Raw genomic sequence first — 26137 nt, 5'->3', positions numbered from 1 at the left:
CTCACGTTCACAAGATAAACTATTAGTCCCTTGTTGGCAGTCGGGCTTCCGGCGCGCCAACCGCGCACGGCGCGCCTAATGTCCAGGCGTGGAGGTGGCCTCGAGGTCTGCCGCTGCTTTGATGGCCATCAAAACAGCGGCAGACCTCGAGGCCACCTCCCCGCCTGGACATTAGGCGCGCCTTGCGTACTATAAGCCCGCAATAGTTTATCTTGTGAACGTGAGACGACTGCTGCTGTTTATACTCCTCGCCATCGACTGCGCGGCCGCGCAGAATGTATCATTTATACATTTAGGAAGCACGCAAGGGCTATCGTACAACGAGATCCATACGATATATAAGGACAACAGGGGCTTTATGTGGTTCGGCACGATGTCGGGTCTGAACCGCTATGACGGCCACGAGTTCAAGATTTTCCGGCACGAGGCGGGGGATACCGCGTCGATTGGCGAGAATACGATCAAAACGATCTATGAGGGTCCGGGGAATACGCTTTGGGTGCAGTTCGTGGATAATTCGTTCAACGTCTACGACCCGCTCACGGAGTCCTTCCGGCGGGACGTCAACAAGGAAATGAAGCGCTGGGGCGTGCCGGTGGGACCGCTGGCGATGATCATCAAGGACCAGGCGGGTCGGTTTTGGTTCGTGGAGGCGGGGCAGGGGCTCTATTGTTACGACCCTGTACGGAACCGTACCACGGCCGTGGGGCTGGACCCGGGCGAGCCGCCGGTGGCGCAGGACAACATCGCCGACTTTACCGTGGACAACCGCGGGCGGTATTGGATCATACGCCAGGACGGGCTGATCGAGGGGCTGGATACAGGCGCGCGGGGACTCCGCATATTCCGGGTGGAAAACACGATCTACAAGGCGGCGGGCGGCGAACGGCTGGACTACAACCTGTACGCGGATACGCAAGGGGACCTTTGGGTGTTTTGCACGCGGGACGCGCGGGGCATCTGGTGGTATCAGCCCGACAGCCGGGTCTGGCGGCACATGGACAAGGCCACGGGGCTGAACAACGACATCGTACGGGACGTGGTGCAGGACGACGCGGGGCAGATCTGGATCGGGACCGACCACGGCGGGGTGAACCTGTTCGACAAAGCCACGGGCGCTATCCGATACCTGGAACACAACGATTTTGACGAAAACAGCGTCAGCCAGAACGTCATCACCTGTCTTTATAAGGATAACACCGGGATCATCTGGGTGGGAACCTACAAACAGGGGATAAGCGTATACCATCCCGGGGCGCTGCGTTTTCCACTGTACCGTCACCGGCCCTTTGTGCCGGGCAGCCTGAGCTTTGACGACGTAAACCGGTTCGTGGAGGACGCCCGGGGGAACCTCTGGATCGGGACCAACGGGGGCGGGTTGATCTGTTTCGACCGGCAGACGGGGCGGTTCACCAGTTATGTACACGACCCAAACAATCCGGCCTCTTTGTCCGCCGACGTCATCGTCAGCCTGTGCATCGACCACCGCGGTCAGTTGTGGATCGGCAGCTATTATGGCGGGCTGGACCGGTTCGACGGAAAAACGTTTACGCATTACCGTCACCACGGCCAGGACAGCACGTCGCTGGGGGACGACCGGGTATGGGAAATTTTCGAGGACAAATGGAACCAGCTGTGGGTGGGTACGTTCTCGGCCGGGCTGGACCGTTTCGATGGAAAGGGTTTTGCCCACTATCGCGCGGCCGGCGGGAACGTGAGCTCGGACTATATTTCGGAGCTGACCCAGGACACCGCGGGCAACCTGTGGATCGGCAGCAGCCTGGGGGTGGACGTGCTGGATCACCGCACCGGGCGGTTCCGGCACTACAACCAAACCAACGGCATCAATGCCGCGGGCGTGCTGGCGCTGGTCGCCGACAGCCTGAACCGGGTCTGGATCGGGACCAGCGAAGGGCTCAACCTGTTCGACCCCGTGCGGGGTAAGACGCTCCACGTCTGGACCAAGACCGACGGCCTGCCCGACAACTATATCCTGACGATCGCAGAAGACGGGTTCCACAACCTCTGGCTGGGTACGCCCAACGGGCTGGGGAACGCCCTGCTGACGAACGACACGTCGCTGCAATGCATCACCTATGACGAGTCCAGCGGTCTGCAGTCCCGTCAATTCAATGAAAACGCGGCGCTTCGGACCCGTGAAGGCGAACTGGTATTCGGGGGTCCTAACGGTTTCAACATCTTCAAGCCCGAAAGCCTGCACCCCGACCGGGAGGCGCCCGCCCTCGTCCTGACGGGTCTCCAGGTGTTCAACCGGGACATGGCGGCGGCATTACCGGAGACACACTCGATCCGGCTGCGGTATAACGAGAACGTGTTTACGCTGTCCTTTGCCGACCTGGACTATTTCGACAACCAAAAGACCTCCTACGCGTACCGGCTCGACGGCTTTAACCAGGACTGGCTGCCCGTGCTGCCCCGCCAGTGGAGCGCGACCTATACCAACCTCGACCCGGGAACCTATACCTTCCGGCTCCGCGCCACGCCCGCCGGCGGGGTCAGCCGGCCGCGCGAGGCCTCGCTGGTGATACACGTGTCGCCGCCCTTCTGGAAAACGCCGCTGGCCTTCATCGTCTATGTCCTTTTGCTCATCGGCGTGCTGGTCCTGGCCCGTAATATCCTCGTCGGGCGCACGCGGATGCGTTTCCGCATCGAGCAGGAGCGGAAGGAGGCGCAGCACCTCCACGAGCTGGACATGATGAAGATCCGGTTCTTCACGAACGTGAGCCACGAGTTCAGGACGCCCCTGAGCTTGATCCTCGCGCCGCTCGAGAAGCTGATCAAGCAGGGTGGCGGCGCCCCCGCGGGGACCGCCCAGTTCCAGCTGATGTACCGCAACGCGCGGCGGCTGCTGAACCTGGTCAACCAGCTGCTCGACTTCAGGCGGATGGAGGTGCAGGAGTTTACCCTTCACGCGGTGGGCGGCGACCTGGTGCGGTATCTCAGCGACCTGACGCAGTCCTTTTCGGATATTTCGGAGAAGCGGCATATATCGCTGGAGTTCTCGAGCGCGGCCGATACCTGCGTGATGGCCTTCGATCGCGACAAGGTGGAGAAGATCGTGTTCAACCTGTTGTCGAACGCCTTTAAATTCACCCCGGAGGGTGGGAGCGTGCGCGTCGCGCTGGCGGAGGAAGGGGACGAGGCGGTGATCCGCGTGAGCGATACCGGGATCGGCATCCCCGCAGCCCAGCAGGAGCGGATCTTCGAGCGCTTTTTCCAGCACGACCTGCCGGGGAATATGATCAACCAGGGGAGCGGGATCGGGCTCGCGCTGACGCGGGAGTTCGTGAAGCTGCACGGCGGGACGATCACCGTGGACAGCGCGCCGGATAAAGGCAGCACTTTCATCGTGCGGCTGCCCGTTGTAACCGCCGCAGAGCCGGTCATCGAGACATCCGAGCCCGTGCGTGTGGCGCCGGCCGCCATCGTCGAGCCCGCGGCGGAGCCGCGTTCGCGGAAGCGCCCCACGCTGTTGCTGGTCGAGGACAATGAAGACTTCCGTTTTTATCTGAAGGATAACCTGCGGACGCAATATCATATACTGGAGGCCCCCAACGGGAGGGAGGGTTGGAAAAAGGTCCAGGCGCACCTGCCCGACCTGGTGGTGAGCGACATCATGATGCCCGAAATGGATGGGATCGCGCTGGCCAGGCGGATCAAGCACGACGCCCGGACGTCGCACATCCCGGTGATCCTCTTGACGGCGCGGGCGGATGAGGAGCAGCAGCTGGAAGGGTATGGGACCGGCGCCAACGACTACATCACCAAACCCTTCAATTTCGAGCTGCTGCTGGCGCGCGTGCGCAACCTGCTGGCGCAGCAGAAGGCTTTTCAGCGGCAGTTTTCCAAGAATATGGAGGTCAACCCCAGCCCATTGGAGGTCACGCCGCTGGACCAGCTATTCCTACAGCAGGCCATCGGGGCCGTGGAGGCGCGGATCGCCGACCCGGACTTCTCGGTCGAGGACCTGAGCCGGGCGGTCCACTGCAGTCGCGTGACACTGTATAAGAAACTCTCTTCACTGACCGGGAAGGCGCCCCTGGACTTTATCCGGCATATCCGGCTCAAACGCGCCGCGGAGCTGCTGGCGAAGAGCCAGCGGTCTGTCGCGGAGGTTGCCTATGAGGTCGGTTTTAATAACCCCAAGTACTTCGCCAAGTTTTTCCGCAAGGAATACGGTGTCCAGCCCTCGGCGTACAAGCACCAGGCCGCCACCGGCGGGGCGCCGGCGCCTTAACAAATGCCCCCCCTCCCCAAAACAAACAGCGCCTCCCCCTTATCAAATGATACCCTAGTCGCGTACAAAGGCGTTACATAACGCATTGTATTTCAGAATAGTTTTACCAACGAACTATTCTTGCCATGCGAAAAGAGAGATTGCCACTGCTTGGACTGTGTCTGGGGCTTTTTATGACTGTGTGCGGCGGACCGGCCGCGAAACATGACGGCGCGTTTGAAAAAAAGGACAACGGTATCCTCATCCATATCGCCCACCCGCGCCCGGGCTTTCCGCACAACATACATATAGAGGCGGTCACGCCAAACATACTCCACGTCGTTAAGTACCCGGGCGAAACCACCACGCCGCCGGTGAGCCTGATGTGCGTCAGCCGGCCGGAAACATCGGTCCGGTTCGAGGCGGTGGAACGGGAGGGGACCATAAGCTTTACCACGGATTCCGTCAAGGCGTCGGTGGACGAAGCCACCGGTCAGCTGACCATCACCGGTCCGAAGGGGGAAACCCTTTTACAGGAAACCGACCGGGACCAGCCGCAATTCACACAGGGCAGCGAAGCGTTTACCGTGAGCGCGACGTTTGCCAGCCCCGCGGACGAATCGCTGTATGGCCTGGGGCAGCAACAAAACGGTTGGATCGACCTCCGCGGCAAAACCCTGACATTGCTCCAGCAAAACTCGAACGTGGCGGTACCCTTCCTGGTATCCAGCCGGAACGTCGGGTTGTTGTGGGATAACTATTCGATCACGCGGTTCGGGGACCTAAAGGGGTACCAGCCGATCTCCGCGATGGTCCCCGAAAGCGACGGGAAACCCGGGCTGACGGCGACCTATGGCGACCGGATAACGAGGAATGAAACAGACATCGCCTATACATACCTGCCGGACCTGGACAAGCTGCCCGCGGGGTACAAGTTAACCGAAGGCAAGGTCCGCTGGAAGGGCACCATCGAGGGAACGGCCGACGGCCTCCACCAGCTCATGCTTTACTTTGGCGGCTATGTCAAGGTATGGCTGGACAACCAGCTGGTCGTGGACCGCTGGCGGCAGTGCTGGAACCCGGAGACCGCGCCGTTTGACATACGCCTGAAGAAGGGCCAGCGGGTGCCGCTGGAGATCGAATGGACTCCGGACGGAGCCGAATCCTATATTCACCTTAGCTGTCTCCTACCGGGGCCGGCCCGATATAAAAACACCTATTCCTTTACCTCCGAAGTGGGGGATGCGGTCAATTACTATGTCGTCAGGGGCGCCAATGCCGATGACGTCATCGGCGGCTACCGGATGCTCACCGGGAAGGCGCCGATCATGCCGGCGTGGGCGATGGGGCTCTGGCAAAGCCGGGAAAGGTACAAGACGCAGGAAGAGATCATAAACACCGTCCAGACGTTCCGTGACAAGCGCATCCCGCTAGACAATATCGTCCTGGACTGGCAATACTGGCGGCCGGACCAGTGGGGGAGCCAGGAGTTCGATACCAGCCGTTTTCCCCGGCCGGAAAAAATGATGCGGACCCTGCACGACTCCCTGCATGCCCACTTTATGATCTCGGTATGGCCGAAGTTCTATACGGGTACGGAGAACTTCGACCTCTTCCAAAAGAAGGGCTGGTTGTACACGGCCAGCGTCAACCGCGGGCAAAAGGACTGGCTGGGGTACGTCTCCACCTTCTATGACGCCTTCAACCCCGACGCCCGCCGGGTGTTCTGGCAGCTGATGGATCAAAAGCTCTTTACCAAAGGCGTGGACGGCTGGTGGATGGACGCCACCGAGCCGGACATCCTCAGCAATACGACGATACAGGACCGGAAGACCCTCATGGAGCCCCACGCGCTGGGCACGGCGTCCCGGTATTTCAACGCCTTTCCGCTGGAAAATGCGCGGGCGGTGTATGAAGGCCAGCGCGCGGTCAGCGACCAACGCGTCTTTATACTGACGCGTTCGGCCTATGCCGGCCAGCAGCGCTACGCGGCGGCTACCTGGAGCGGGGACATCGCGGCGCGGTGGCACGACCTGCGCAACCAGATCACGGCGGGGCTGGGCTTCTCGATCTCGGGCATACCTTATTGGACGATGGACATCGGCGGGTTTTCCGTCGAACGCCGGTACGAGCACCCCGACGCGAAGGACCTCGAGGAATGGCGGGAGCTCAATACCCGCTGGTTCCAGTTCGGCGCATTCTGCCCGCTCCTGCGCGTCCATGGCCAGTTCCCCTATCGGGAGGTCTTCAACATCGCTCCGGCGGACCATCCCGCCTATAAAAGCATCCTCTACTACGACCGGCTGCGCTACCGGTTGATGCCGTATATCTACTCCACCGCGGCCCGCACCTGGGCGCACGACTATACCATTATGCGCCCGCTGGTCATGGATTTCGGCGGCGACAGCGTGGCAAGGAAAATACCCGACGAATACCTCTTCGGACCGTCGCTATTGGTGAGCCCGGTCTATCAGTACGGGGCCCGCACCCGGAGCGTCTATCTGCCCAAAGGCGCCACCTGGTATGACGCGTACACCGGGGAGGCCAAACCGGGTGGTCAAACCATCGAGACGGCCGCGCCCTACGAACGGATGCCGCTTTTTATACGCGCCGGCTCCATCGTGCCCCTGGGTCCCGCCATCGAATACACCGGCGAGCGACCCGCGGACACGATCACCCTTTGCGTGTATACCGGGGCGGACGGCGCCTTTACCCTTTACGAAGACGAAGGGACCAACTATCGCTACGAACAGGGCGCCAGGGCCGAGATCCCGATCGAGCTAAAAAATGGAATCCTTACGATCAGCGAAAGAAAAGGCGAGTTCCCCGGGATGCTCCGGGAGCGCGTCTTCAAGGTGGTCCGGAACGCGCCGCTGGATGCGGACGCGCCCGGCGTCCTGGTCCATTACGACGGCAAGCCACAACGAATAAATACTTACTGATTATGAGACATTACAACGATTGTACCATTGCCAAAACACTCCTTTCCTGCCTGCTCCTGCTGCTGGGGCTGTCGGTGGGCGCCCAGAACGCGGGCAAAACCGTGGCGGGGAAGGTGCTGACCAAAACGGGCGACCCGGTCGTGGGCGCCAACGTACAGGTCCGGGGCAGCCGGGTCATGACAGCCACGGACGCCACGGGTAAATTCAACATCTATACGCACCCCGGCGAAGTCCTGGAGGTCAGCGCCGTCGGCTACCGCACGACACGCGTGACCGTCGGCGACGGCGACATCCGGGTCGCGCTCGAGCAGGACTTCGGCCATATGGACGAGGTCGTGGTCGTGGGGTATGGGCAGATGAAACGGACCGACCTCAGCAGCGCCCAGACGACGGTGACCGCCAAGGACATCAGCGAAACGGTCAATACCACCCTCGACCAGGCCCTCCAGGGCCGCGCGGCCGGGGTGTACGTCACCCAGCCCAGCGGTCAGCCGGGGGCGGGCGCCAACGTCATCATCCGCGGGATATCGTCCATTACGGGACCGACCCAGCCGCTGTATGTCATCGACGGCGTACAGATCCGGCCCGCGGACTTTGCGGACGATCCAAACAGCCATCCCACCGGTTTTGCGAACGCGCTTTCAGGGATCAACCCGGAGGACATCGAAAGCATGAATATCCTGCAGGGACCCGCCGCTACCGCCATCTTCGGATCGGCCGGCGCCAACGGGGTGATCATGATCACGACCAAGCGCGGCAAGGCCGGGGAGACGCATATCTCGGCCAGCACCACGTGGTCGGTCCAAACCAAGCCCAAGGAGCTCCCGGTGATGAACCTGCAGCAATACGCCCAGTTCCGCAACGACGTCGCGAAGGTAGGCGGCACCGCGAGCGACCCCACCTTCGCCAACCCGCAGGCCCTAGGCCCGGGTACGGACTGGCAGGACGCGCTCTACCGGCAGACGCTGATGCAGAAGCACAACCTGTCGGTGAGCGGGGGCAACGAGAAAACGACCTTTTATATATCGGGTGAATACTTCAGCCAGGAGGGCGTCGCGCCGGGCTCCGGCTTCAACCGCGCCTCCACGCGGATCAACCTCGACAACAAGATCCGCCCCTGGCTCAAGCTGGGCGTGGACCTGAACCCCAGCTACACGGTGGAGAAGGTCAACACCACCAACGCCGGGATCGTGCAGCTGGCGGTGATGCAAAACCCGTCCGTACCCGTCAAGAACCCCGACGGCACCTGGGGCGGCCCGGTGTCGACCCAATACCAGTACACCAACCCGGTGGCGCTGTCGTACATCAATAACGACTATAACAAGTCGCTCGGCGCGATCGGCGGCGGCTATGTCGACATCACCCCCATCAAGGGGCTGACCCTCCATACCGAAGCCAACACCAACCTGAACTATACCAACAACTACCAATTCCACCCGTCCTACCAGTTCGGCGGTTATATCAACGCCACCACGGTGGCCTATGTCAACACGTACAACAGCTGGTGGTGGAACTGGCACACCCGCTTGCAATACGACCGCCAGTTCGGCGAGCACAACCTCTCCGTCATGGTCGGGCACGAAGCCCAGGCTTATGGCGGCGGCTCGCTCAACGGCCAGCGCCAGAACTTCGTGACCAATTCCATCCAGGACCTCAACGGCGGCGACCAGTCGACGTCCATCGCGAGCAGCGCCCGGTACGACGGCGCACAGGAAAGCTACTTTGGCCGCCTGAACTACGTCTATAAAGAGCGCTACATCCTGGGCGGCACCTTCCGCGCGGACGGCAGCTCCAACTTCGGCCCCGACAACCGCTGGGGCTACTTCCCCTCGGTGTCCGCGGCCTGGCGTATATCGCAGGAGAACTTCATGAAGGGCGTCAAGGCGATCAACGACCTGAAGCTGCGCGTGGAGGTCGGGACCACCGGCAACTCCGCCCTCAACGGCGGCGGGTACTACGCGTCGCTGCAATCGGTGCCGACCGCGTGGGGCACGGGTTTCCTCAACTCCAACTTCTCCAACCTGAAGCTGAAGTGGGAGACCGACAAGACCTACAACATCGGTATCGACCTGCACATGTTCAACAACCGGATCGAGCTGATCGCCGACGCGTATAAGAAATACACCAGCAACCTGCTCACGGTCACGCCCTATCCCTTCTATGACGGGGGCGACATCGCCTATTCCGCGGGCTATATCCAATGGGCCACGACCAACGCGGGCTCGATGTACAACAAAGGCCTGACGGTCACCCTGAACACGGTCAACATCGACACCCGTCAATTCACTTGGAAAACGGGGTTCAACATCTCCTTCGACAAGAACAAGATCACGCAGCTCAACACGCCCTATATCACCGCGTGGAATTCCAGCCAGGCCGAGTTCCAGACGACCGTCGGGCAGCCGATGAGCATGATCACCGGGTACATCGCGCAGGGGCTGTTCCAGAATTATTCGCAGATCACCAAGCACGCCACCCAGTCGGCCAACGGCGCCAGCCCGCAAGGGACCTGGGTGGGGGACATCATGTTCAAGGACCTGAACAACGACCATACGATCGACGCCAACGACCGGACGATCATCGGCAACCCCTGGCCGAAATACACCTTCGGCTTCAACAACAGCTTCGCGTATAAGCATTTTGAGCTCAACGTCCTGGTCATCGGCTCCGTGGGCAACGACATCCTGAACTACTTCCGGTACTACAACACCATCCCGCTGGACAACGGAACGTATGGGAACTACCTCAAGGCGACCGCGGGGTATGCGCGGCCGAGCAGCTATACGCTGGGCGACAGCAGCACGGTCACGCTGTCCAACCCCGGGGCCACGGTGCCCCGGCTGGCGGTCGGCGACCCGAACGGGAACAACCGCATCAGCCAGCAGTGGGTGGAGAACGGCTCCTACGTCCGGATCAAAAACCTGTCACTTACGTACTCGGTCCCGAACCAATACCTCGCCCATACGCCCTTCCACGGCATCCGCGTGGCGGTCAACGTACAGAACCTGGTCACCATCACCAAATACAAGGGGTATGACCCCGAGATCGGGATGATCAAGTACCAGGGGCTGAACATGGCGGGCATCGATACCGGGCGTTACCCCAACGTGCGGATGTATACGGGGAGTATGGTTTTGGATTTTTAAAAAACTTATGAACATGAAACTCATTTATATCACAGGCATCGCCAGCGCCCTTGCGCTCGCGGGTTGCTGCAAGAACTTCCTGAACCGGCCCCCGGTCTCTTCGCTCACCTCCGGCAACTTCTACCAAACCGACGCCGAGGTCATGGCCGGCACCGCGCCGCTCTACAACATCACCTGGTTCGACTATAACGACAAGGCGTTCCTGGCCTTTGGCGTTGCCCGGGGCGGCAGCCTGAACTCCAACGACCGTACGCCGTACATCGAGTTCGACGCCTCGTCCACGGACCAGACGACGCTCCTGACGGGGTACAAGGCGTTCTATAAGATCGTGGCCCAGGCGAACCTGACGATGAACAACATCGTCAACGCCACCGGGAGCACCGTCTCCGATTCCATCCGGAGCTATGCGCTCGCGGAGTGCCACTTCATGCGCGGGGTGGCCTACTATTACCTGGTCAGCAACTGGGGCGCGGTACCCATCATCTACGACAACACCAACCAGCTGAGCGACTCGCTGGTCCGTAACACCATCGAGAGCGTCTGGCAGTTTATCATCATGGACCTCAAATACGCCGCCGATCACCTGCCGACGACGGCCTATCAGCCCGGCCGCATCACGAAGTACTCCGCCGAGGGCATGCTCGCCAAGTTCTACCTGATCCGTTCCGGTCTCGACAAAACCGTGGGCAGCCGCACCCAGACCGACCTGGACAGCGCCAAGCTGCTGGCCTCGGACGTGATCTCCAACAGCGGGATGACGCTCCCCGCCGATTACTACGCCTCCTTTGTCGGCGAAAACAACAACGCCGCGAAACTCAACCCCGAGAGCCTGTTCTCGCTGCTCTGGCAGCCGGTCAACACCCCTTGGGGCGTCAATAACTCTTTCCAGGCGTACATGGCCTTCGAGCCCAACATCACCCAGACCGGGGACGGCTGGGGCTCGGCCCAGGGCGGGTCGGGCGCGCTCATCCAGTACTTCCTGAACAACCCGGCGGACTCCATCCGGCGCAAGGCGACCATCATGTTCCCCAGCGACGTGTATGCGGAGCTGGACAAAAAGGACGGCGGGGTAACGGTGCCGAATACCACCAATTACGCCTACATCAAAAAGTACGTCGTCGGCTCGCCCGCGGACAACAACAACCTGGGCGCGTTCATGGCGGCGTATACCAACACCATCATCCTCCGGCTGGCCGAGGTCTACCTGATCTACGCCGAAGCCGTCATGGGCAATAATTCGAGCACCACCGACGCCACCGCGCTGGCGGCTTTTAATGTTATCCGCGAGCGCGCCGGGATGCCCGACAAGACTTCGATCGCCTTCGCCGATATTTTCCAGGAAAAATGGATCGAGACCGCGATCGAGGGCAACGAATGGTACGACATCCTCCGCTGGTGGTACTTCGACCCGCAGGACGCCGAGAACTATGTAGCGAACCAGGACCGGAGCATCAACTACACCCTGACCTGGACGCCGGGCACGTTCGCGCCCAAGCGCTACACCTTTACCTCCAGCGGAGAGCGGTACACGTTCAACACGACCAACGTCTACCTGCCCTTCCCCGAGTCCGAGATGGTCGCGGCGCCCAGCCTGTCCAAACCGCCGGTGGGTTTCAATTTCAGTGTATTACCTAACTACTAAAGCGTCCCTTCATGCGCAGATATAATTCCTCCTTTCTGGCGTTCACCCTCGTGGGGCTCAGCGCCCTGCTGTTCCAGGCCTGCCGGAAGGACAACAGTGCCTCGCCCCGCATCAGCGGCGTCCGCGCCGCCCTGGCTAACCCGAACGACTCCACGCTGTCGCTGGTAAACCCAGGCCAGTACGTCATCCTGGACGGCGCCGGTCTGATGTCCACCGAGCAGGTGTTGTTCGACGGGGTGCCCGCCACCTATAACGCGGCCCTCACCGCCGACCAGCACCTCGTCATCCAGGTGCCCAACATCACGCCCGAGGCCCTCAGCGGCCCCAAGGCCAATACCATCGAGATCATCAGCAGCCGCGGCAACACCGTGTTCCAGTTCCCGGTGGACCCGCCGGCGCCGGTGGTGACGTCGATTTCCAACGAGTTCGCGCACCCGGGGGATGTGATCACCATCAACGGGCAGTTTTTGTTTTTGATACAGGCCGTTGTGTTTCCTGGCGGGGTCGCGGCCACTGGTTATACGACTACGGATGCGGGTACTACCCTGACCGTGACGGTGCCCGCGGGTGCTACCACCGGCGGGGGTATCCTGATCACGTCCAAAGGCGGCACCAGCTCCTCGGAGCCCGCCGCGGGCTTCCGCGATACGCGCGGGATGCTGTGCAACTTCGACGACGTGAACCAGTATTCGTGGGGGGCGCTCGGCGTGATCGACTCTGCGACCTTTTTGGGGCATGAAGGCTACTTCGCGCAAATGGGCTTTTTCAACTCCACCGTCATCGGCGGCGACGAAAACTGGTATAGCGGCAACCGTTCCGTCAACACCAACGGGGTCCAATGGGTCGCTACCGATAGTATGTCCAACCCCATCGGAGACTATGCCCTGAAGTTCGAAGTATACGCGAAGATCCCCTGGACCGCAGGCAGCATCTGGATCGTCCCCAATTATACCTGGACATACCTGGCGCCCTATGCGACCTGGAAACTAAACGCCGACAGCACGTTGACCAGCACCACGCAGTGGACGACGGCCGTCGTGCCCCTGACGAGTTTCCAGACGGGCAATGGCGCGGGGACGCCGGCGGGGAACCTGGCGACGTTGCTGGGGGCCTCGGGGAATACGTCTATCAGCTTGATGTTTATCAACGATGGGACGAAGACGATGACGAATATGGATATTGGGGTGGATAATATCAGGGTAGTTAAAATAAAGTAATGCGGGTAGTCTATACGTTTCTCCTTACCCTGGGTGTGCAGCTTGCTGCCGCTCAGGGTTTCTTCTTGTCGTCGTGGAAGCCGCTTCCGGTGCCCGGCGCGGCGGGGCTGGACTCTTTTGCGGCCGGTTCCGGCGGCGCCGGGAAAACGGCCGCAAAAGAGTCCAGCCCCGCCGCGCCTTCCGCGTTTGGGTCGGTGGTCGACGTGACCGTTTTCCCTTCGGATACGCTTTGCCGGGTCTCGCCATTTCTGTTTGGGAACAACGCGAACCAGTGGTTGGGGCCGGTGGTGGATCTGCCGGTGTTGCTGGATGAGATCAAGCGGTTGGGGCCGGGGGTGATTAGGTATCCGGGCGGGAATGCGAGTAATGAATTCTTTTGGAACGGGGTGGTGCCGGGGGATGCGCCGGATACGTTGATCATGGCGGCGGGGGCGCGTCGGGAAAGGTATTTTACGGGGAAATGGGGGTTGCCGGTGGACAGCTATTATAAGATGCTGGCGGCGACGGGGAGTACGGGGATCATTTGTGTGAATATGGCGTATGCGCGGTATGGGTTGTCGGCCGATCCGGTGGCGGCGGCGGCGCACCTGGCGGCGGAGTGGGTGAGGCATGACCGGGGGCGGACGCGGTTTTGGGAGCTGGGGAATGAGGATTATGGGTTCTGGCAGGCGGGGTATCGCGTGGACAGTGCGCGGTTGGGGAGGCCGGCGCTCATTTCGGGGGACATCTATGGGCGCGAGGCGCGGGTGTTTATCGATTCGATGCGGGCGGCCGCCGTCAGCGACATCCGTATTGGCGTGGTGCTCGTGGAAACGCCGCCGGGGGCCTACACGACGGCGGTCGAGCGCGTGTGGAACGAAGGCGTGCTGCGGCAGGCGGGGGATGTCTGCGATTTTTACATCGTCCACAGTTATTATACGCCGTATAAGCGGAATTCGTCCGCGGCGGAGGTTTTGCGCAGCGCTGTTCCGGTGACCGATCGGATGATGGACTATATGCGCTCGTTGGGCGATAAACCCGTCGCGCTGACCGAGTACAATATTTTTGCGGAGGGGTCCCGGCAACAGGTGTCGTATATCGCGGGGGTGCACGCGGTGCTGGTGTTGGGGGAGGCGGCCACGCGGGGGTTTGGGCTGGCGTGCCGGTGGGATCTGGCCAATGCGTATGCGCAAGGGAACGATCATGGGTTATTCAATAAGGGAGACGAGCCGGGGGCGGCGCTCTGGAAGCCGCGGCCGGCGTACTATTACTTGTACTATATGCGGCGGTGCCTGGGGGACCATATCGTGCGGAGCACGGTGGCGGGGGACTCGAGCGTTGTCGTGTTTGCGTCGGCGTTCACGGGTGAGTCGCGCGGGCTGGGCGTCGTGATCGTGAACACCGGGACGGAGCCGCACGTGGTGCGGGTCGACGCGCCGGGTTTTGCCAACGGCTATTACTACTCGCTCACGGGAGGCGCGCCCGGCGACGGCGAGTTCTCGCCCGGGGTCGACGTGCGGCTGGGCCGCGGTGCGATCGAATCGCCACCGCGGTCGGTGCAATATGTTATATTGCAACCATGAAGCGTCTCCTATTGCTTTTGCTACCGGCTACGGCCTTTGGCCAAAACATATACCAGGACCCACACCAGACCGCCGATGCGCGGGCAGCCGACTTGTTGCACCGGTTGAGCTTACAGGAGAAAATCAGCCTGCTGGGCTTTGTGAGTCCCGGGGTGCCGTCGCTGTCGATTCCCCGGTACGTGTGGTGGAACGAAGGCCTGCACGGGGTTGCGAGGGCAGGGGAGGCCACGGTTTTTCCGCAGGCCATCGGCGCGGCGGCGACCTTCGACGACGGTCTGCTGCGCCACGAAGCGGACGCGATTTCGACCGAGGCGCGCGCCAAGTACAACCTGAGCGTGGCTTTGGGACGCCGGCAGCAATACCTGGGGCTGACCTTCTGGTCGCCCAACATCAACATCTTCCGCGACCCGCGCTGGGGCAGGGGACAGGAGACCTATGGGGAGGACCCGTATCTGACGGGCAGGATGGGCGCGGCTTTTGTGCGGGGCATACAGGGGACCGACCCGAATTACCTGAAGGCCGCGGCTTGCGCCAAGCACTTCGCGGTGCACAGCGGACCGGAGTCGGGGCGGCATTCGTTCAACGCGCGTATTTCCGGGGATGACCTCCGCGAAACCTACCTGCCCGCCTTTCATACACTCGTGGACAGCGGCGTCGAAGCCGTGATGTGCGCGTATAACCGCGTCAACGACCAGCCGTGTTGCACGGGTCGGACCCTCCTCAAGGATATACTGCGCAACGAATGGGGTTTCAAGGGTCACGTGGTCACCGACTGCGGGGCGCTGGACGACATTTGGGAGCGACACAAGGTGATGCCCGACCGCGTCACCGTGGCCGCGGAGGCCATCAAGGCCAGCGTTAATATGGACTGCTCCGACCTTTTGCAGGACGAGGCTTTGGCCGCGGTGCAAAAAGGGCTCATCACCGAGGCCGATGTGGACCGCGCGCTAACGCCGAACCTGCGGACGGCTTTCCGGCTGGGGTTATACGATGCGTCCGGGCCGTACAGCGGGTATGGCGCGGACAGCGTGGCCAACGACTATCACCGGTCGCTGACGCGGCGCATGGCGGCGGAAAGCATGGTGCTGTTGAAAAACGACGGGGCGCTGCCATTGGCGGGATTTTCTACGATACTCGTCACCGGTAGTAACGCCACGAACGCGGACGCGTTGCTGGGCAACTACCACGGTATATCGTCCCGTCTCGTCACCTTTGTCGAGGGCATCACCGCCGCGGCGGGTCCGGCGTGCGGCGTCGAGTACGACCCGGGCTGCGATCCAAAGGACACGGTCCACTTCGGGGGCACGTGGGTCGCTTCCAACAGCGACGTGATCGTGGCGGTGATCGGGTTGACGCCACAGGTCGAAGGGGAGGAAGGCGACGCCTTTTTGTCGGACGCGGGGGCGGACAGGAAGACGCTGGGGTTGCCCGTGGGGCAGATAGCTTTTATCAAGGCGCTGCGGCGCGCAGCGCCGCATAAGCGCATCATTGCCGTAGTCACGGGCGGCAGCGCGATGGACCTCTCCTCCATCGACCCGTACGTCAACGCCGTTTTGCTGGCCTGGTATCCCGGGCAGGAGGGCGGCAACGCGCTGGCGGATATTTTGTTCGGAAAGGTTTCGCCGTCGGGGCACCTGCCGGTGACGTTCTATAAGTCTTTATCCGATCTGCCCGCATACGACAACTACGCGATGACCGGGCGTACATACCGGTATTTTGGCGGCGAGGTCGCGTATCCCTTTGGGTTCGGGCTAACGTATGGCAAGTTTTCCTATGAATGGCTGTATACGCCTTCGACAAAAGCGCCTACCGGTGGCTGGATAGCCTACCCGCCCTCGATGGGCCCGCGCCCCATCCCGGTTGTCGCCCGGCCGCAGGACACGATCTATTTTTCGGTCAGTCTTCTCCACGAGGGCCCGACAGACGCCGACGAGGTCATACAGGTGTACGCGGAATACCCCTCCGTCACCGGTAAGCCGATGCCGCTACGGGAGCTAAAGGACTTCAAACGAGTACACGTACCCCGGAAGGATAACGACACGGCCTTCTCCGGCGGTGGCGCCGTTTTTGCCCTGCCGGTGACTTGTTTGCGCAAATGGGATGATGCGCGTCATGCTTTTCGCGTGTATCCGGGGAAATACCGGATCGTCATCGGGGGGAATTCGCGGGACGAGAGGCTCACGGCGGAGGTCGTGGTCAAGTGACACGCGCCGCCGGGGCGAGGCATTTAAAAATTCCTTAATATAATAGTTGCAGGGGTGCTTACGTTTAATTGTGTATCTTTAGGGTAATTCAATACCCTACTGAAACCGTTTGACTCATGTTTCCCCGTCATCTTATACTGTTGTGCTGGGCCCTGTCGGGGGCTGGGGTGGGGTATGCCCAGGTACGGGTAGCGGTCGATTCGGTGGACAGCCATGTCCAGATACCGGATACGCGTCTTTCGATCGTGCCGCCGCCGGGGTTCGCGCTCACGCATGAGTTCCCGGGTTTGCTCAAGACCGATGGTAGCGCGGTGATCCAGGTCTACGACCTGCCCGATGGCAACTTCTATAACGACGGCGCGAGCTTCACGACCGACAACTTCAAGAGCAAGGGTGCGCGGGTACTGGCTTTCAAAACCCTCACGGTCGCCGGTTTTCCGGCGAGGTACTGTTACATGCAAGGCGATTCGGCCAAGCGGATCATGGCGCTGATCTTCGGGGACTCCACGTTTTCCACGACCCTTATAGGGCTGTATCCCGACACGGCACTGGGCGTGGGTCAGGCTATCCGTGACGCCTATACGACGATCTCCTATAAAAAAGGCTCGGCCGTCGATCCTTTCGAGACAGCGCCCTTTAGCCTCGACACCGCCGTCACGGCTGACAATGCCGTCGCGCGCTGGCACTTCGCCGCCTACAACAAACCACTGTTCATCTATAGCCCGGACGGGAAGGTACCCGCCCAGGGGACGCCGTTCCTGACCGTAACGCCCTATCCCCGCAAACCCGGATCGGCCCTCCAGGATTTGTCCGAAAACCTGATCATCAAAGACATGCGGGCCGGTCTCGAGGACCCCGTGCTGTCCAACATCTCGCTGGACTCGGTCAACGGGTACGAAGCCTACGAGGTCGAAATCCGCTGCAAGCTGGGGGGACAGCAAGGCCTGCTCTACCAGTTCCTGGCGGCGGACGCCGAGCACACGATCGTGATCGAGGGGGTAGCGAATGACAATTTCGCGGACACGCTGCGCGCGTTTAAAGCTTTTGCACATACAATCCGAATCAAATGAAAACCATCCTACTGTTATCATTCATCGCGATCACCGCGGCTCCGCGGGGGGCGCACCTGCCCGTCGCGCGGGTCGAGGCGTCAGCCGCCGCGCCCGCGGGCTCCGCAATTCCAGCCGCCGCTCCCGCGGGCACGCAACTACAAGCCCCCGACGGGTCGCAGACCACGCTGGACGACGTCCTGCACCGTTACGCGGGGAAGGTCATTTATCTGGACGTTTGGGCCAGCTGGTGCGGGCCCTGCCGTCACCAGGCGCCGTTTCTGGAGTCGCTGCGCACCGCTTTTGCAAAGGACTCGGTGGTGTTCCTGAGCATCAGCATCGACGCCGACCCGGCGGACTGGAAACAGGCCATGAGCGAGCTGGGCGCCACCGGTAGCGGCACCGACTTCCTGCTGATCGACGGTCACCACTCGTCGCTGAACAACATCCTCCACATCAAGGGCGTGCCGCGCTACGCGCTGCTGGATCGCAGCGGTCATTTTGTCGACAAGGACGCGCCCTTCCCGTCCACGGACGAGGCGGCGGACCATATCAAGACGCTGCTGCAGAGTAGGTAGCATAGTACGCAAAAAAGAGCCCCGCACCCGCGCCACCCTCGATCAGCACGGCCATCACCGGGTTCCACCGCAACAGGCAGATCGTGATAAACACGACGATCAGCGTCATGCGCATAAAGCGTCCCATGCCGGCGTCGTCGATATAAAGCAGTCCGATATACAACATCCCCTGCGCCAGCCCGAGCCCAAACCAGAGCGGGTTTTTCAGCATTATCCCTTCCGGCAGGAACAGGATCGCCTGCGTCAACAGCAAACGCACGCCGATGCCGCCTTTTGACAACGGCATGTTGCGCATGAAGGCAAGGTCCTTTTCCAGGAAACGCACCGCGTAATACAGCGGCAGCGCCGAGGCTCCCAGCACAAACGGGAAAATGAGGTCGAAGAGGTCCTCGCCCGGACGCACAACGGATAATATCCCAAAGGAAAACAACTGCACAAAGACCAGCACGCCGCGGTGGCGGCCCCATAGGCCGCGAAGCAGCCAGAAGGCGCTGCCGCGCCAGGGGGATCGCGCGATGGGGAAGCGCGCGGTTTGCGCGGTGGGCTCGGAGGGTATGGTCCACACCCAGGCGCCGGCGAGCCACATGGTTGCGAGCGTGGCGGCGATCCAGAGGAGGGCGGAGGCGGCGAGGCCTGTCGTGTGGGGACCCGCGGCGCCACCGAATACCACTAACGCCATCAAAAATGCGTATCCCGCGAGCGGCGCCAGTATCCACGCGTGCGCCCTTAGTAGCGCGGGATATGCGCGCCCATCGGCGATCCGCAAAAACGAATAGTCCGCGCGGCGGAGGAGGCGGCGGCAATATATGACCGCCCAGGCGTCGTACAGGAGCCAGGCGGCGATCAACCATTCCGGGCTGCGCAGGAAGGCGCGCATCAATTGGATATGGGTATAGAGTAATTGCGGCGGGGGCACGATCCCAAAGAGCGCCAGCGCGACCAGGCCCAGAAAGCCGGCGTGGGCGCGGTAGAAGGGTGCGGACAGACAGCGGCTAAACATAGAGTTGTTTTTCGCGCAGATAGATCGGCGCCGGGTTCAGCGCCCACGGTTGGTGGGACGTGACGATCAGCGATACCGGTGACGACCGCAGCCAGTCCTCGACGACCGCTACGGCGGCTGCATCCAGCGTGACGAGGGGTTCGTCGAGGAGCACGAGCAGCGGGTTCCCGATCCATGCCAGGACCAGCGACAGTTTTTTGAGCATGCCGCTGGAATAGGCGCCGGTCTTTCGGCCGATAAACGCGTCGAGACCCAGGGCGCTCCTGAGCGCCGGCGCGTAGGGACCTTCGCCGCCCTTTGTCTTAACGTAAAAAGCATAGAGCTCCGCGCCGGTCAGGAATTCGGGATACAGCGGCTTGGCCTCGGCGAAGCCGCAGCCGCGGCGATAGGCGACGCGGTCGCGAACGCTATCCAGCCCGGAAAGCGTTATGGCGCCGGGTCCGGTCGAAACCCGTGGTGCGCCCGTAACCGGCAGCAACCCGGCGATCGCCTTCAGGAGCGTCGTCTTCCCGGAACCGTTTGGCCCCCGGACCTCGTAAAAGCCGTCCGGCAGCGCGAAAGAAGGGATATCCAGGACGCTGGCGCCGGCATAAGACAGTCGGACGTTCGAAAAGGACAGTAGCATGACGAAGTACGTCGCGCAATCGCGGCGATCATAACGCCAACGGGGTGTAATTTTGCGGGTACGATGAGGACAATATGGCGACGCCGCTGATGTAGGCCGAGGCTCCTGGGGACGACGGCGCGCGGCGGGCGACGACGATGACGTGCCTGATGGGGGTCTGGGCGGCGACCGTTAAAAGTATAGCTCCAATGTAAACTCAAAATGAAGTATCTTTTTCGCCAAACACTTCCACGCATGAAGCAATGGCCTTTGGTATGGGTCGCGGCCCTGACGCTTACCTCCGCCTGCCGCCAAAACGGCGACGCCGCCAAACAATCGGCAACATTCGATAGCCTCTCCGAAGCCTTTGTAAAAGGCTACCTCGATTGGAGACCGCAGGCCGGTATCGCCCTGGGTTTCCATGAATACGACACGATGGTCACCGACTACAGCCAGGCGTCGATGCAGAACGAGATCGACCGGTTGCGCCGGTTCGATAGCCTTTTGGGCAACATGGACATTACCTGGATGACAAAGGAGCACTACCATGACCTCTTGTTGATCCATTTGGGCATTCAACAGGAGTTGCTCAACTTCGTGGACACGAAGAACTACAACAAGAACCCGATGGTCTATGCCCAGGCCGTCGATATCAACACCTATGTAAAGCGCAATTTTGCGCCCCTCGACTACCGCGTCAAGTGCATCGAGCACGTCGAAAGGCTGTTCCCGCAGATCTTTGCGCAAGCTAAAGCGAATCTTGAAGATACCCTGGCCAAACCGCTCGTCGACATGGCGATAGTGGTAGCGGGCGGAGCGGTTGATTTTCTAAAAAACGACCTTCTTATAGCCTTGAAGGACTACAAAAATGACACGGTGTTCACCAGCAGTAACGCGGTAGCGATTGCAGCCATACAAGACTACATTGCGTATCTGAAGACAAAACCGACCAACAACAACTTCGCCATCGGCAAAGAGAACTACGGGAAGATGCTCCGGTCCGTCGAAATGATCGACCTCTCCCCAGACAGCGTCCTGGCGATCGGCATGAACGAGCTGAAACGGGAACAGGGGATGTTCCAGAAGGCTGCCCACGTCATCAACCCCAACAAACCGGCGGTCGAGGTGTATAAGGACATGGAAAAGGAGCACCCCACCGCCGATAGCCTGATCCCGGACGCCCGGAAACACCTGGAAGGCATCCGGCAGTTCCTGATCGACCACAACATCTGCAGCCTGCCGTCCGAGGTACGGATCCAGGTCAAGGAAACGCCACCCTACGCCCGGTCGACCAGCACGGCTTCCTGTGACGTACCCGGTCCTTTCGAAACCAAGGCCACCGAAGCCTATTACTATGTAACCCCCGTGGATGCCAGCTGGACGCCGCAGCAAAAGGAAGACTGGCTGGCCTCGTTCAACTATTACACCACCGACGTGGTGACCATTCACGAGGCCTATCCCGGTCACTATACCCAGTTCCTGCACCTGAACGCCTCGAAGGCGACCCAGGTAGAAAAGATCTTTGCCAGCTACGCCTATGTGGAAGGTTGGGCCCACTATACCGAGCGGATGATGCTCGACGAGGGTTATGGGAACAACGGGGACTCGGTGACCGCGGCGAAGTTCCGGCTGGCGCAATCGGGGGACGCGCTGCTCCGCATCTGCCGGTTGTGCAACTCCATCATGCTGCATTGCCACGGCATCAGTGTGGACTCCGCCACCCACTTCTTTATGGCCAACTGGTACCAGGGGGAGAAGCCTTCCCAGCTGGAAGCGCTCCGCGGGACCTTTGACCCGGGGTACCTTTTTTATACCGTCGGTAAGCTGGAAATCCTGAAATTGCGCTCGGACTACCAGCAACAGGAAGGCGCGAACTATTCCCTCAAGGCCTTTAATGACGCCATGATGGATCACGGTATGCCGCCCATCCGGATGCTGAGGGAAATATTGTTGAAGGATAAAACGAAATGGAACGACGTACTCTAATGGCTTTCAAGGCATTTGGCAAAGCGCCCTCGGGCGCCCGTTTGGCACGGATGGAGGGTTCGCCACGGTTTCATGCAGGGGTTTTCGAGAACCCCGAACCCACGGATATGCGGTTGCAGGGGGCGTCGTTTGCCAAGGTGTTTTGGGAGTTTATGACCAAAACGCCTCCGACACCGACGCTACACGCCGTCAAAACGGATTTGCACTTATTACCTGAGGGTCAAATGGTTTGGTTTGGCCATTCGGGGTATTACTTGAATCTGCCGGGCCTGAAAATCGCCGTCGACCCGGTCCTTAGCGGGAACGCATCGCCGTTCCGCTTCTTTGCCAAGGCGTTCCCCGGGACAGACGTCTACAAACCGGGCGACCTCCCCGACCTGGACGTGCTCGTGATCACGCACGACCACTATGACCACCTGGATTGGACGACCGTCATCGCGCTCAACCCGCGCTTCATAGTAACAGCCCTGGGTGTAGGCGCCGACCTGGAGTACTGGGGTATTCCTCCAGAAAAGATCATCGAGCTCGACCTCGGGGAATCGTTTGACCGGATCCCGGGCGTCCGTCTCACCGCCGCTCCCGCGCGTCACTTTTCCGGGCGGGGCGCAAAGCGAAACGGCACCTTATGGATGTCGATCGTATTGGAAATCAATGAAAAACGGGTGCTTATCGGCGGCGACTCCGGATACGGTTCGCACTTCGCCGCCATTGGCCAGACCTATGGCCCCTTTGACCTGGCGATCCTGGAATGCGGTCAATACGGCGTCCATTGGCCCTTTATCCATATGTTCCCGGAACAGACCGCACAGGCGGCGCGCGATCTTGGTGCCAGGGCGCTGTTGCCCGTTCATTGGGGGAAGTTCGCCCTGTCGATGCACCCCTGGGATGAGCCGATCCGGCGTTTGATGGCCGCGGCCGGCGGTCTGACGGTGGCGACGCCGCGGATCGGGCAGGCTTTTCCGGTATTGGGGCCTTACCCGACGGAGCATTGGTGGGAAGCTGTATGAAAGCCCGCCGGCGCCGCCGCTAGCGGTATCGCCACCGCCCGCTGCGGATATAGATAAAGGCCAGCGTACCCAGAATAGTCCAGTACAGGTATTCCGATCCCCAGGCCCAGACCAGCCCCAGGTCAAACTTCTCCAGGATGAGGTAAACATAGATGACATACGCCACGATCGCGGCGATCTCGATAAACAGGTTCACCCGGGTCCGACCGGTGCCTGTGACCGCGTTGAGCCAGACGGTGGCGAATGACATCAGGCAAAAGGCGCCCGTGACCATCCGGAGCAGCGGGACCGCCGTCCGGACGAACTCGGCATCCTGTCCGTAGATACTTAGGAAAGGCCGGGGGAACAAGTTGAGCAACAACGCGATAACCAGGCAAAAACCAACGCTTAAGGTGGTAATCCGCCAGATCAGGGTCTCTACCTGGTCGACGCGCCCCTGTCCGATGAGGTTGGCGACCATCGTATTGGTCGTGGAGGCGAAGGCCCAGGAGAAAACGGCAAACAACCCGATGATGTTCCGGAGCGTATTCGACACGGCCAGCCCGAGGGTGCCGTGGTGCTCGATGAGGGTGTAGAAATACAGCCAGGCGGTCAGGCTCATCGAATACTGCAAAACCAGGGGCAGGGATTGTTTGAAGATCAGCCTGGTCAGCCCCAGGTCCAGCGCGAGCTGGCGGAAGATAAAAAACCGGCGGTGTAGGCCGTTGGCCCCGATACAGCCCAGCATCACGCACATCCCGGTGATCTCGGCGGCGATCGACGCATAGGCGGCGCCGTTAAAGCCCAGGTGTGGGAGCCCGAAATGGCCGTTGATCAAACCGTAGTCAAGGAAAACGTTGACCGCCGTCTCGCAAAGCGTCCCATACACCAGGAACCGGCTATGGTTGGTCCCCACCAGGAAGGCGTTGCTCATTTGGTAGCAAAACAGGAACGGCAGCCCCCACACCCGGATGTATATAAAGGATATGGCCTCCCGGGCAATATCCGGCGAATGGAGGAAGAGCCCCATAAGACGGGGCGTCACGAGGTAGGTCACCGCGATCGCGCCCGCCGCGAAAACCATCGCCAGCCTCAAGCCCTGGGTGAAGGTGCGGCCGATGGCCGCAAAGTTGTTTTCACCGGCCCTCCGGGAAATGATCGACTGGAGTCCGTTGTTCAAACCGTTGCCGATCACCGCTACGATCAGGTAGTATATCCCGGTGATCCCGGCCGTACCCAGCTCCCGTTCGCCGAGCATCCCCAGGAAAATATTGTTCGTGATAAAGTTGATCTGCGGGATGACCAGGGCCATGCTGATGGGCAAGGCAATCGCAAGGATCTGACGTCGGGAGATATTGAGGCGGAGGTCCATTTGTCCGCGAAATTATTGCTATTATTGCGGTCTTGGAACCCATCATCGTCATATTACCGCCTTTGGTAGAATCACTGCCGCCCGGCGAGCACCAGCTGATGCTCCAGATCGGGGAGCAGGAGCTCTACATCAGCGTCCTGCACAAGAAGGAACAGCTCGTCCTGGCGCACCTGGCCGTGCACAACCTCGCGGACTGGCAGGAGAACAGCTGGACCAACGCCTGGAAGATGCTCGAAGAGAAATACCCCTGGCTGATGAAGACCTGGAACAAGGTATTCATCTTTTACCAGCAGGGCGATTCCACGCTGATACCCGCCACCTGGTTCCAGACCTGGTACAAGGAAAAGATCATGGAGACGCTCTTCGGGCTACAATACGAGGCGCTGGTGTTCAGCGACCTGATCCCCGAGGCGTCGATCTACAACCTCTACCAGGTGCCCCGCTGGCTCCACGGGCGCGTGCTCCGTCACTTCAAGACCGGCGAATGCTGGCACCAGCGGACCCCGGAGCTGCGGGAATTGTTCCAGCGGAAGACGGAGGAGTGTATCCGGGTGATCTTTTACCCGAACCGTTTTGTCATCACCGTTTTCCAGGGCGGGGAATTAAAGCTCGGCCAGACCTACAGCTATACGTCCCCGGAAGACGTCACCTACCAGCTCCTGGAGCTGGTACATACCTTCGGCATGGACACCCAGTTGATCCCCGTCCAGCTCCAGGGCATGATCGACCGGAGTTCCGGCGTGTACAGGGAAGTAGAAAAATACTTCCTCCAGGTGTCCTGCGAAGCCGGCAGCGCCGATTGGCATCTTTCACCCTATTTCAAGGAGTACCCTGCTCACTATTTCAGTTCCGTCTTAACCGCGGCGGCATGCGTATAATCAGCGGGGAATTCGGCGGACGCAGGATAGACCCACCGGAACACATGCCGTTTACGCGGCCGACCACGGATATCGCGAAGAGCGGGCTGTTTAATATTCTCCAGAACAATATCGATTTTTCTGACGCGGTCACCTTGGACTTGTTCGGCGGCACCGGGGCGATCAGCTATGAGCTGGCGTCACGCGGGGCGTCCGACCTTACGGTGATCGAAAAGGACCCGACGATGGCAGAGTTTATCCGCGCCACCGCGGGTAAATTGGGCATTGCCGGGTTGAAGGTGCTGCGCGCCGACGTATTCGATTTCCTGCGCGGCGCAGGAGGCCGCTACGATTTTATATTCGCGGGGCCGCCCTACGCTCTCGGCAACATCGACGATTTGCCGGGCGCCGCCACGCCTTTGCTGGCGCCGGAGGGGATGTTCGTGCTGGAGCACACGCCGCGCAACAGTTATAAAACCTATCCGTACTTCCGCCAGGAGCGTTCCTATGGGACGACCGTGTTTTCGTTTTTCAAGGCGCCGGAGGCGCCCCAATAATTAGCGGTGTTGCGGCAGTGGGCTACATTGCCCACCTGGCCCGCCGCCGTAACTCATTTCAACAGAGAGTAGTAGCACATGAGCGTTGTTTTTGTGACGGGGATCGGCACGGGGGTCGGCAAAACGCTGGCCTCGGCCGTGGTGGCGGAGGCGTTGGGCGCCACGTATTGGAAGCCGGTACAGACCGGCGACGAATCG

Annotated in this window: 17 protein-coding genes; 14 read left to right on the top strand and 3 right to left on the bottom strand. The window is 60.8% G+C overall.

The window, feature by feature from the left end:
* Positions 1–220 precede the first annotated feature (220 nt).
* The 9 genes from VL547_RS21950 (at position 221) to VL547_RS21910 (ending at position 18577) form a co-directional block, all read left to right on the top strand.
* Positions 221–4258, top strand: a complete 4038-nt coding sequence (locus VL547_RS21950; RefSeq protein ID WP_325582040.1) for a two-component regulator propeller domain-containing protein — start codon at positions 221–223, stop codon at positions 4256–4258.
* Between the two features lie 125 nt (positions 4259–4383).
* Positions 4384–7179, top strand: coding sequence for a TIM-barrel domain-containing protein (locus VL547_RS21945; protein ID WP_325582038.1), 2796 nt, complete (start codon positions 4384–4386; stop codon positions 7177–7179).
* Between the two features lie 2 nt (positions 7180–7181).
* A complete protein-coding gene (locus tag VL547_RS21940; protein ID WP_325582036.1) occupies positions 7182–10325 on the top strand; it encodes a TonB-dependent receptor in 3144 nt (1047 codons plus the stop codon).
* A 13-nt stretch (positions 10326–10338) separates the two neighbouring features.
* Positions 10339–11967 (top strand): RagB/SusD family nutrient uptake outer membrane protein, encoded by a 1629-nt coding sequence (locus VL547_RS21935; protein ID WP_325582034.1) that lies wholly within the window; start codon positions 10339–10341, stop codon positions 11965–11967.
* 11 nt (positions 11968–11978) lie between these two features.
* Complete coding sequence (locus VL547_RS21930; protein WP_325582033.1) at positions 11979–13184, top strand: glycan-binding surface protein; 1206 nt, start codon at positions 11979–11981, stop codon at positions 13182–13184.
* Entirely contained in the window at positions 13184–14746 is a 1563-nt protein-coding gene (locus tag VL547_RS21925; protein ID WP_325582032.1) for an alpha-L-arabinofuranosidase, read from the top strand. The genes VL547_RS21930 and VL547_RS21925 overlap by 1 nt, the downstream gene beginning before the upstream one ends.
* Positions 14743–16950 (top strand): glycoside hydrolase family 3 C-terminal domain-containing protein, encoded by a 2208-nt coding sequence (locus VL547_RS21920; protein ID WP_325582030.1) that lies wholly within the window; start codon positions 14743–14745, stop codon positions 16948–16950. The genes VL547_RS21925 and VL547_RS21920 overlap by 4 nt, the downstream gene beginning before the upstream one ends.
* Before the next feature lie 116 nt (positions 16951–17066).
* Entirely contained in the window at positions 17067–18020 is a 954-nt protein-coding gene (locus VL547_RS21915) for a hypothetical protein (RefSeq protein ID WP_325582028.1), read from the top strand.
* Positions 18017–18577, top strand: coding sequence for a TlpA disulfide reductase family protein (locus tag VL547_RS21910; RefSeq protein WP_325582026.1), 561 nt, complete (start codon positions 18017–18019; stop codon positions 18575–18577). The genes VL547_RS21915 and VL547_RS21910 overlap by 4 nt, the downstream gene beginning before the upstream one ends.
* Here the strand turns inward: VL547_RS21910 and VL547_RS21905 are convergent.
* Positions 18552–19577: a hypothetical protein gene (locus VL547_RS21905; protein WP_325582024.1), complete on the bottom strand. Its 1026-nt coding sequence runs from the start codon at positions 19575–19577 to the stop codon at positions 18552–18554. The genes VL547_RS21910 and VL547_RS21905 overlap by 26 nt on opposite strands.
* Positions 19570–20202, bottom strand: a complete 633-nt coding sequence (locus VL547_RS21900; RefSeq protein ID WP_325582022.1) for an ABC transporter ATP-binding protein — start codon at positions 20200–20202, stop codon at positions 19570–19572. Before VL547_RS21900 ends, VL547_RS21905 begins: the two co-directional genes overlap by 8 nt.
* A gap of 234 nt (positions 20203–20436) precedes the next feature.
* Between VL547_RS21900 and VL547_RS21895 the strand changes: the two genes are divergently transcribed.
* Together VL547_RS21895 and VL547_RS21890 are read left to right on the top strand one after the other, a co-directional pair.
* A complete protein-coding gene (locus VL547_RS21895; protein ID WP_325582019.1) occupies positions 20437–22167 on the top strand; it encodes a DUF885 domain-containing protein in 1731 nt (576 codons plus the stop codon).
* Positions 22149–23174, top strand: a complete 1026-nt coding sequence (locus VL547_RS21890) for an MBL fold metallo-hydrolase (RefSeq protein WP_325582017.1) — start codon at positions 22149–22151, stop codon at positions 23172–23174. Before VL547_RS21895 ends, VL547_RS21890 begins: the two co-directional genes overlap by 19 nt.
* A 19-nt stretch (positions 23175–23193) precedes the next feature.
* On the opposite strand, the gene VL547_RS21885 is transcribed toward VL547_RS21890, so the two are convergent.
* On the bottom strand, positions 23194–24525 hold the full coding sequence (locus VL547_RS21885; protein WP_325582015.1) for an MATE family efflux transporter: 1332 nt from the start codon (positions 24523–24525) through the stop codon (positions 23194–23196).
* Between the two features lie 32 nt (positions 24526–24557).
* Here VL547_RS21885 and VL547_RS21880 point away from each other — a divergent pair, with 32 nt between their 5' ends.
* The 3 genes from VL547_RS21880 to VL547_RS21870 form a co-directional block, all read left to right on the top strand.
* The gene (locus VL547_RS21880; protein ID WP_325582013.1) at positions 24558–25403 is read left to right on the top strand and encodes a DUF3822 family protein; all 846 of its coding nucleotides are present in this window, start codon (positions 24558–24560) and stop codon (positions 25401–25403) included.
* Entirely contained in the window at positions 25394–25939 is a 546-nt protein-coding gene (locus VL547_RS21875; RefSeq protein WP_325582011.1) for an RsmD family RNA methyltransferase, read from the top strand. The genes VL547_RS21880 and VL547_RS21875 overlap by 10 nt, the downstream gene beginning before the upstream one ends.
* 78 nt (positions 25940–26017) lie before the next feature.
* Positions 26018–26137, top strand: a 120-nt coding sequence (locus VL547_RS21870; protein WP_325582042.1) for an AAA family ATPase, incomplete at its 3' end; no start/stop codon positions are given.

It is taken from the genome of Dinghuibacter sp. (genome assembly GCF_035492835.1).
Taxonomy (GTDB): domain Bacteria; phylum Bacteroidota; class Bacteroidia; order Chitinophagales; family Chitinophagaceae; genus Dinghuibacter.
This window is presented reverse-complemented; position numbering and strand designations above follow the sequence as displayed.

Bases quoted from the DNA above. Each gene is read 5' to 3' on its own strand.
- VL547_RS21945 (WP_325582038.1), top strand. From the start codon at position 4,384: ATGCGAAAAGAGAGATTGCCACTGCTTGGACTGTGTCTGGGGCTTTTT.
- VL547_RS21940 (WP_325582036.1), top strand. From the start codon at position 7,182: ATGAGACATTACAACGATTGTACCATTGCCAAAACACTCCTTTCCTGC.
- VL547_RS21935 (WP_325582034.1), top strand. From the start codon at position 10,339: ATGAAACTCATTTATATCACAGGCATCGCCAGCGCCCTTGCGCTCGCG.
- VL547_RS21930 (WP_325582033.1), top strand. From the start codon at position 11,979: ATGCGCAGATATAATTCCTCCTTTCTGGCGTTCACCCTCGTGGGGCTC.
- VL547_RS21925 (WP_325582032.1), top strand. From the start codon at position 13,184: ATGCGGGTAGTCTATACGTTTCTCCTTACCCTGGGTGTGCAGCTTGCT.
- VL547_RS21920 (WP_325582030.1), top strand. From the start codon at position 14,743: ATGAAGCGTCTCCTATTGCTTTTGCTACCGGCTACGGCCTTTGGCCAA.
- VL547_RS21915 (WP_325582028.1), top strand. From the start codon at position 17,067: ATGTTTCCCCGTCATCTTATACTGTTGTGCTGGGCCCTGTCGGGGGCT.
- VL547_RS21910 (WP_325582026.1), top strand. From the start codon at position 18,017: ATGAAAACCATCCTACTGTTATCATTCATCGCGATCACCGCGGCTCCG.
- VL547_RS21905 (WP_325582024.1), bottom strand. From the start codon at position 19,577: ATGTTTAGCCGCTGTCTGTCCGCACCCTTCTACCGCGCCCACGCCGGC.
- VL547_RS21900 (WP_325582022.1), bottom strand. From the start codon at position 20,202: ATGCTACTGTCCTTTTCGAACGTCCGACTGTCTTATGCCGGCGCCAGC.
- VL547_RS21895 (WP_325582019.1), top strand. From the start codon at position 20,437: ATGAAGCAATGGCCTTTGGTATGGGTCGCGGCCCTGACGCTTACCTCC.
- VL547_RS21890 (WP_325582017.1), top strand. From the start codon at position 22,149: ATGGAACGACGTACTCTAATGGCTTTCAAGGCATTTGGCAAAGCGCCC.
- VL547_RS21885 (WP_325582015.1), bottom strand. From the start codon at position 24,525: ATGGACCTCCGCCTCAATATCTCCCGACGTCAGATCCTTGCGATTGCC.
- VL547_RS21875 (WP_325582011.1), top strand. From the start codon at position 25,394: ATGCGTATAATCAGCGGGGAATTCGGCGGACGCAGGATAGACCCACCG.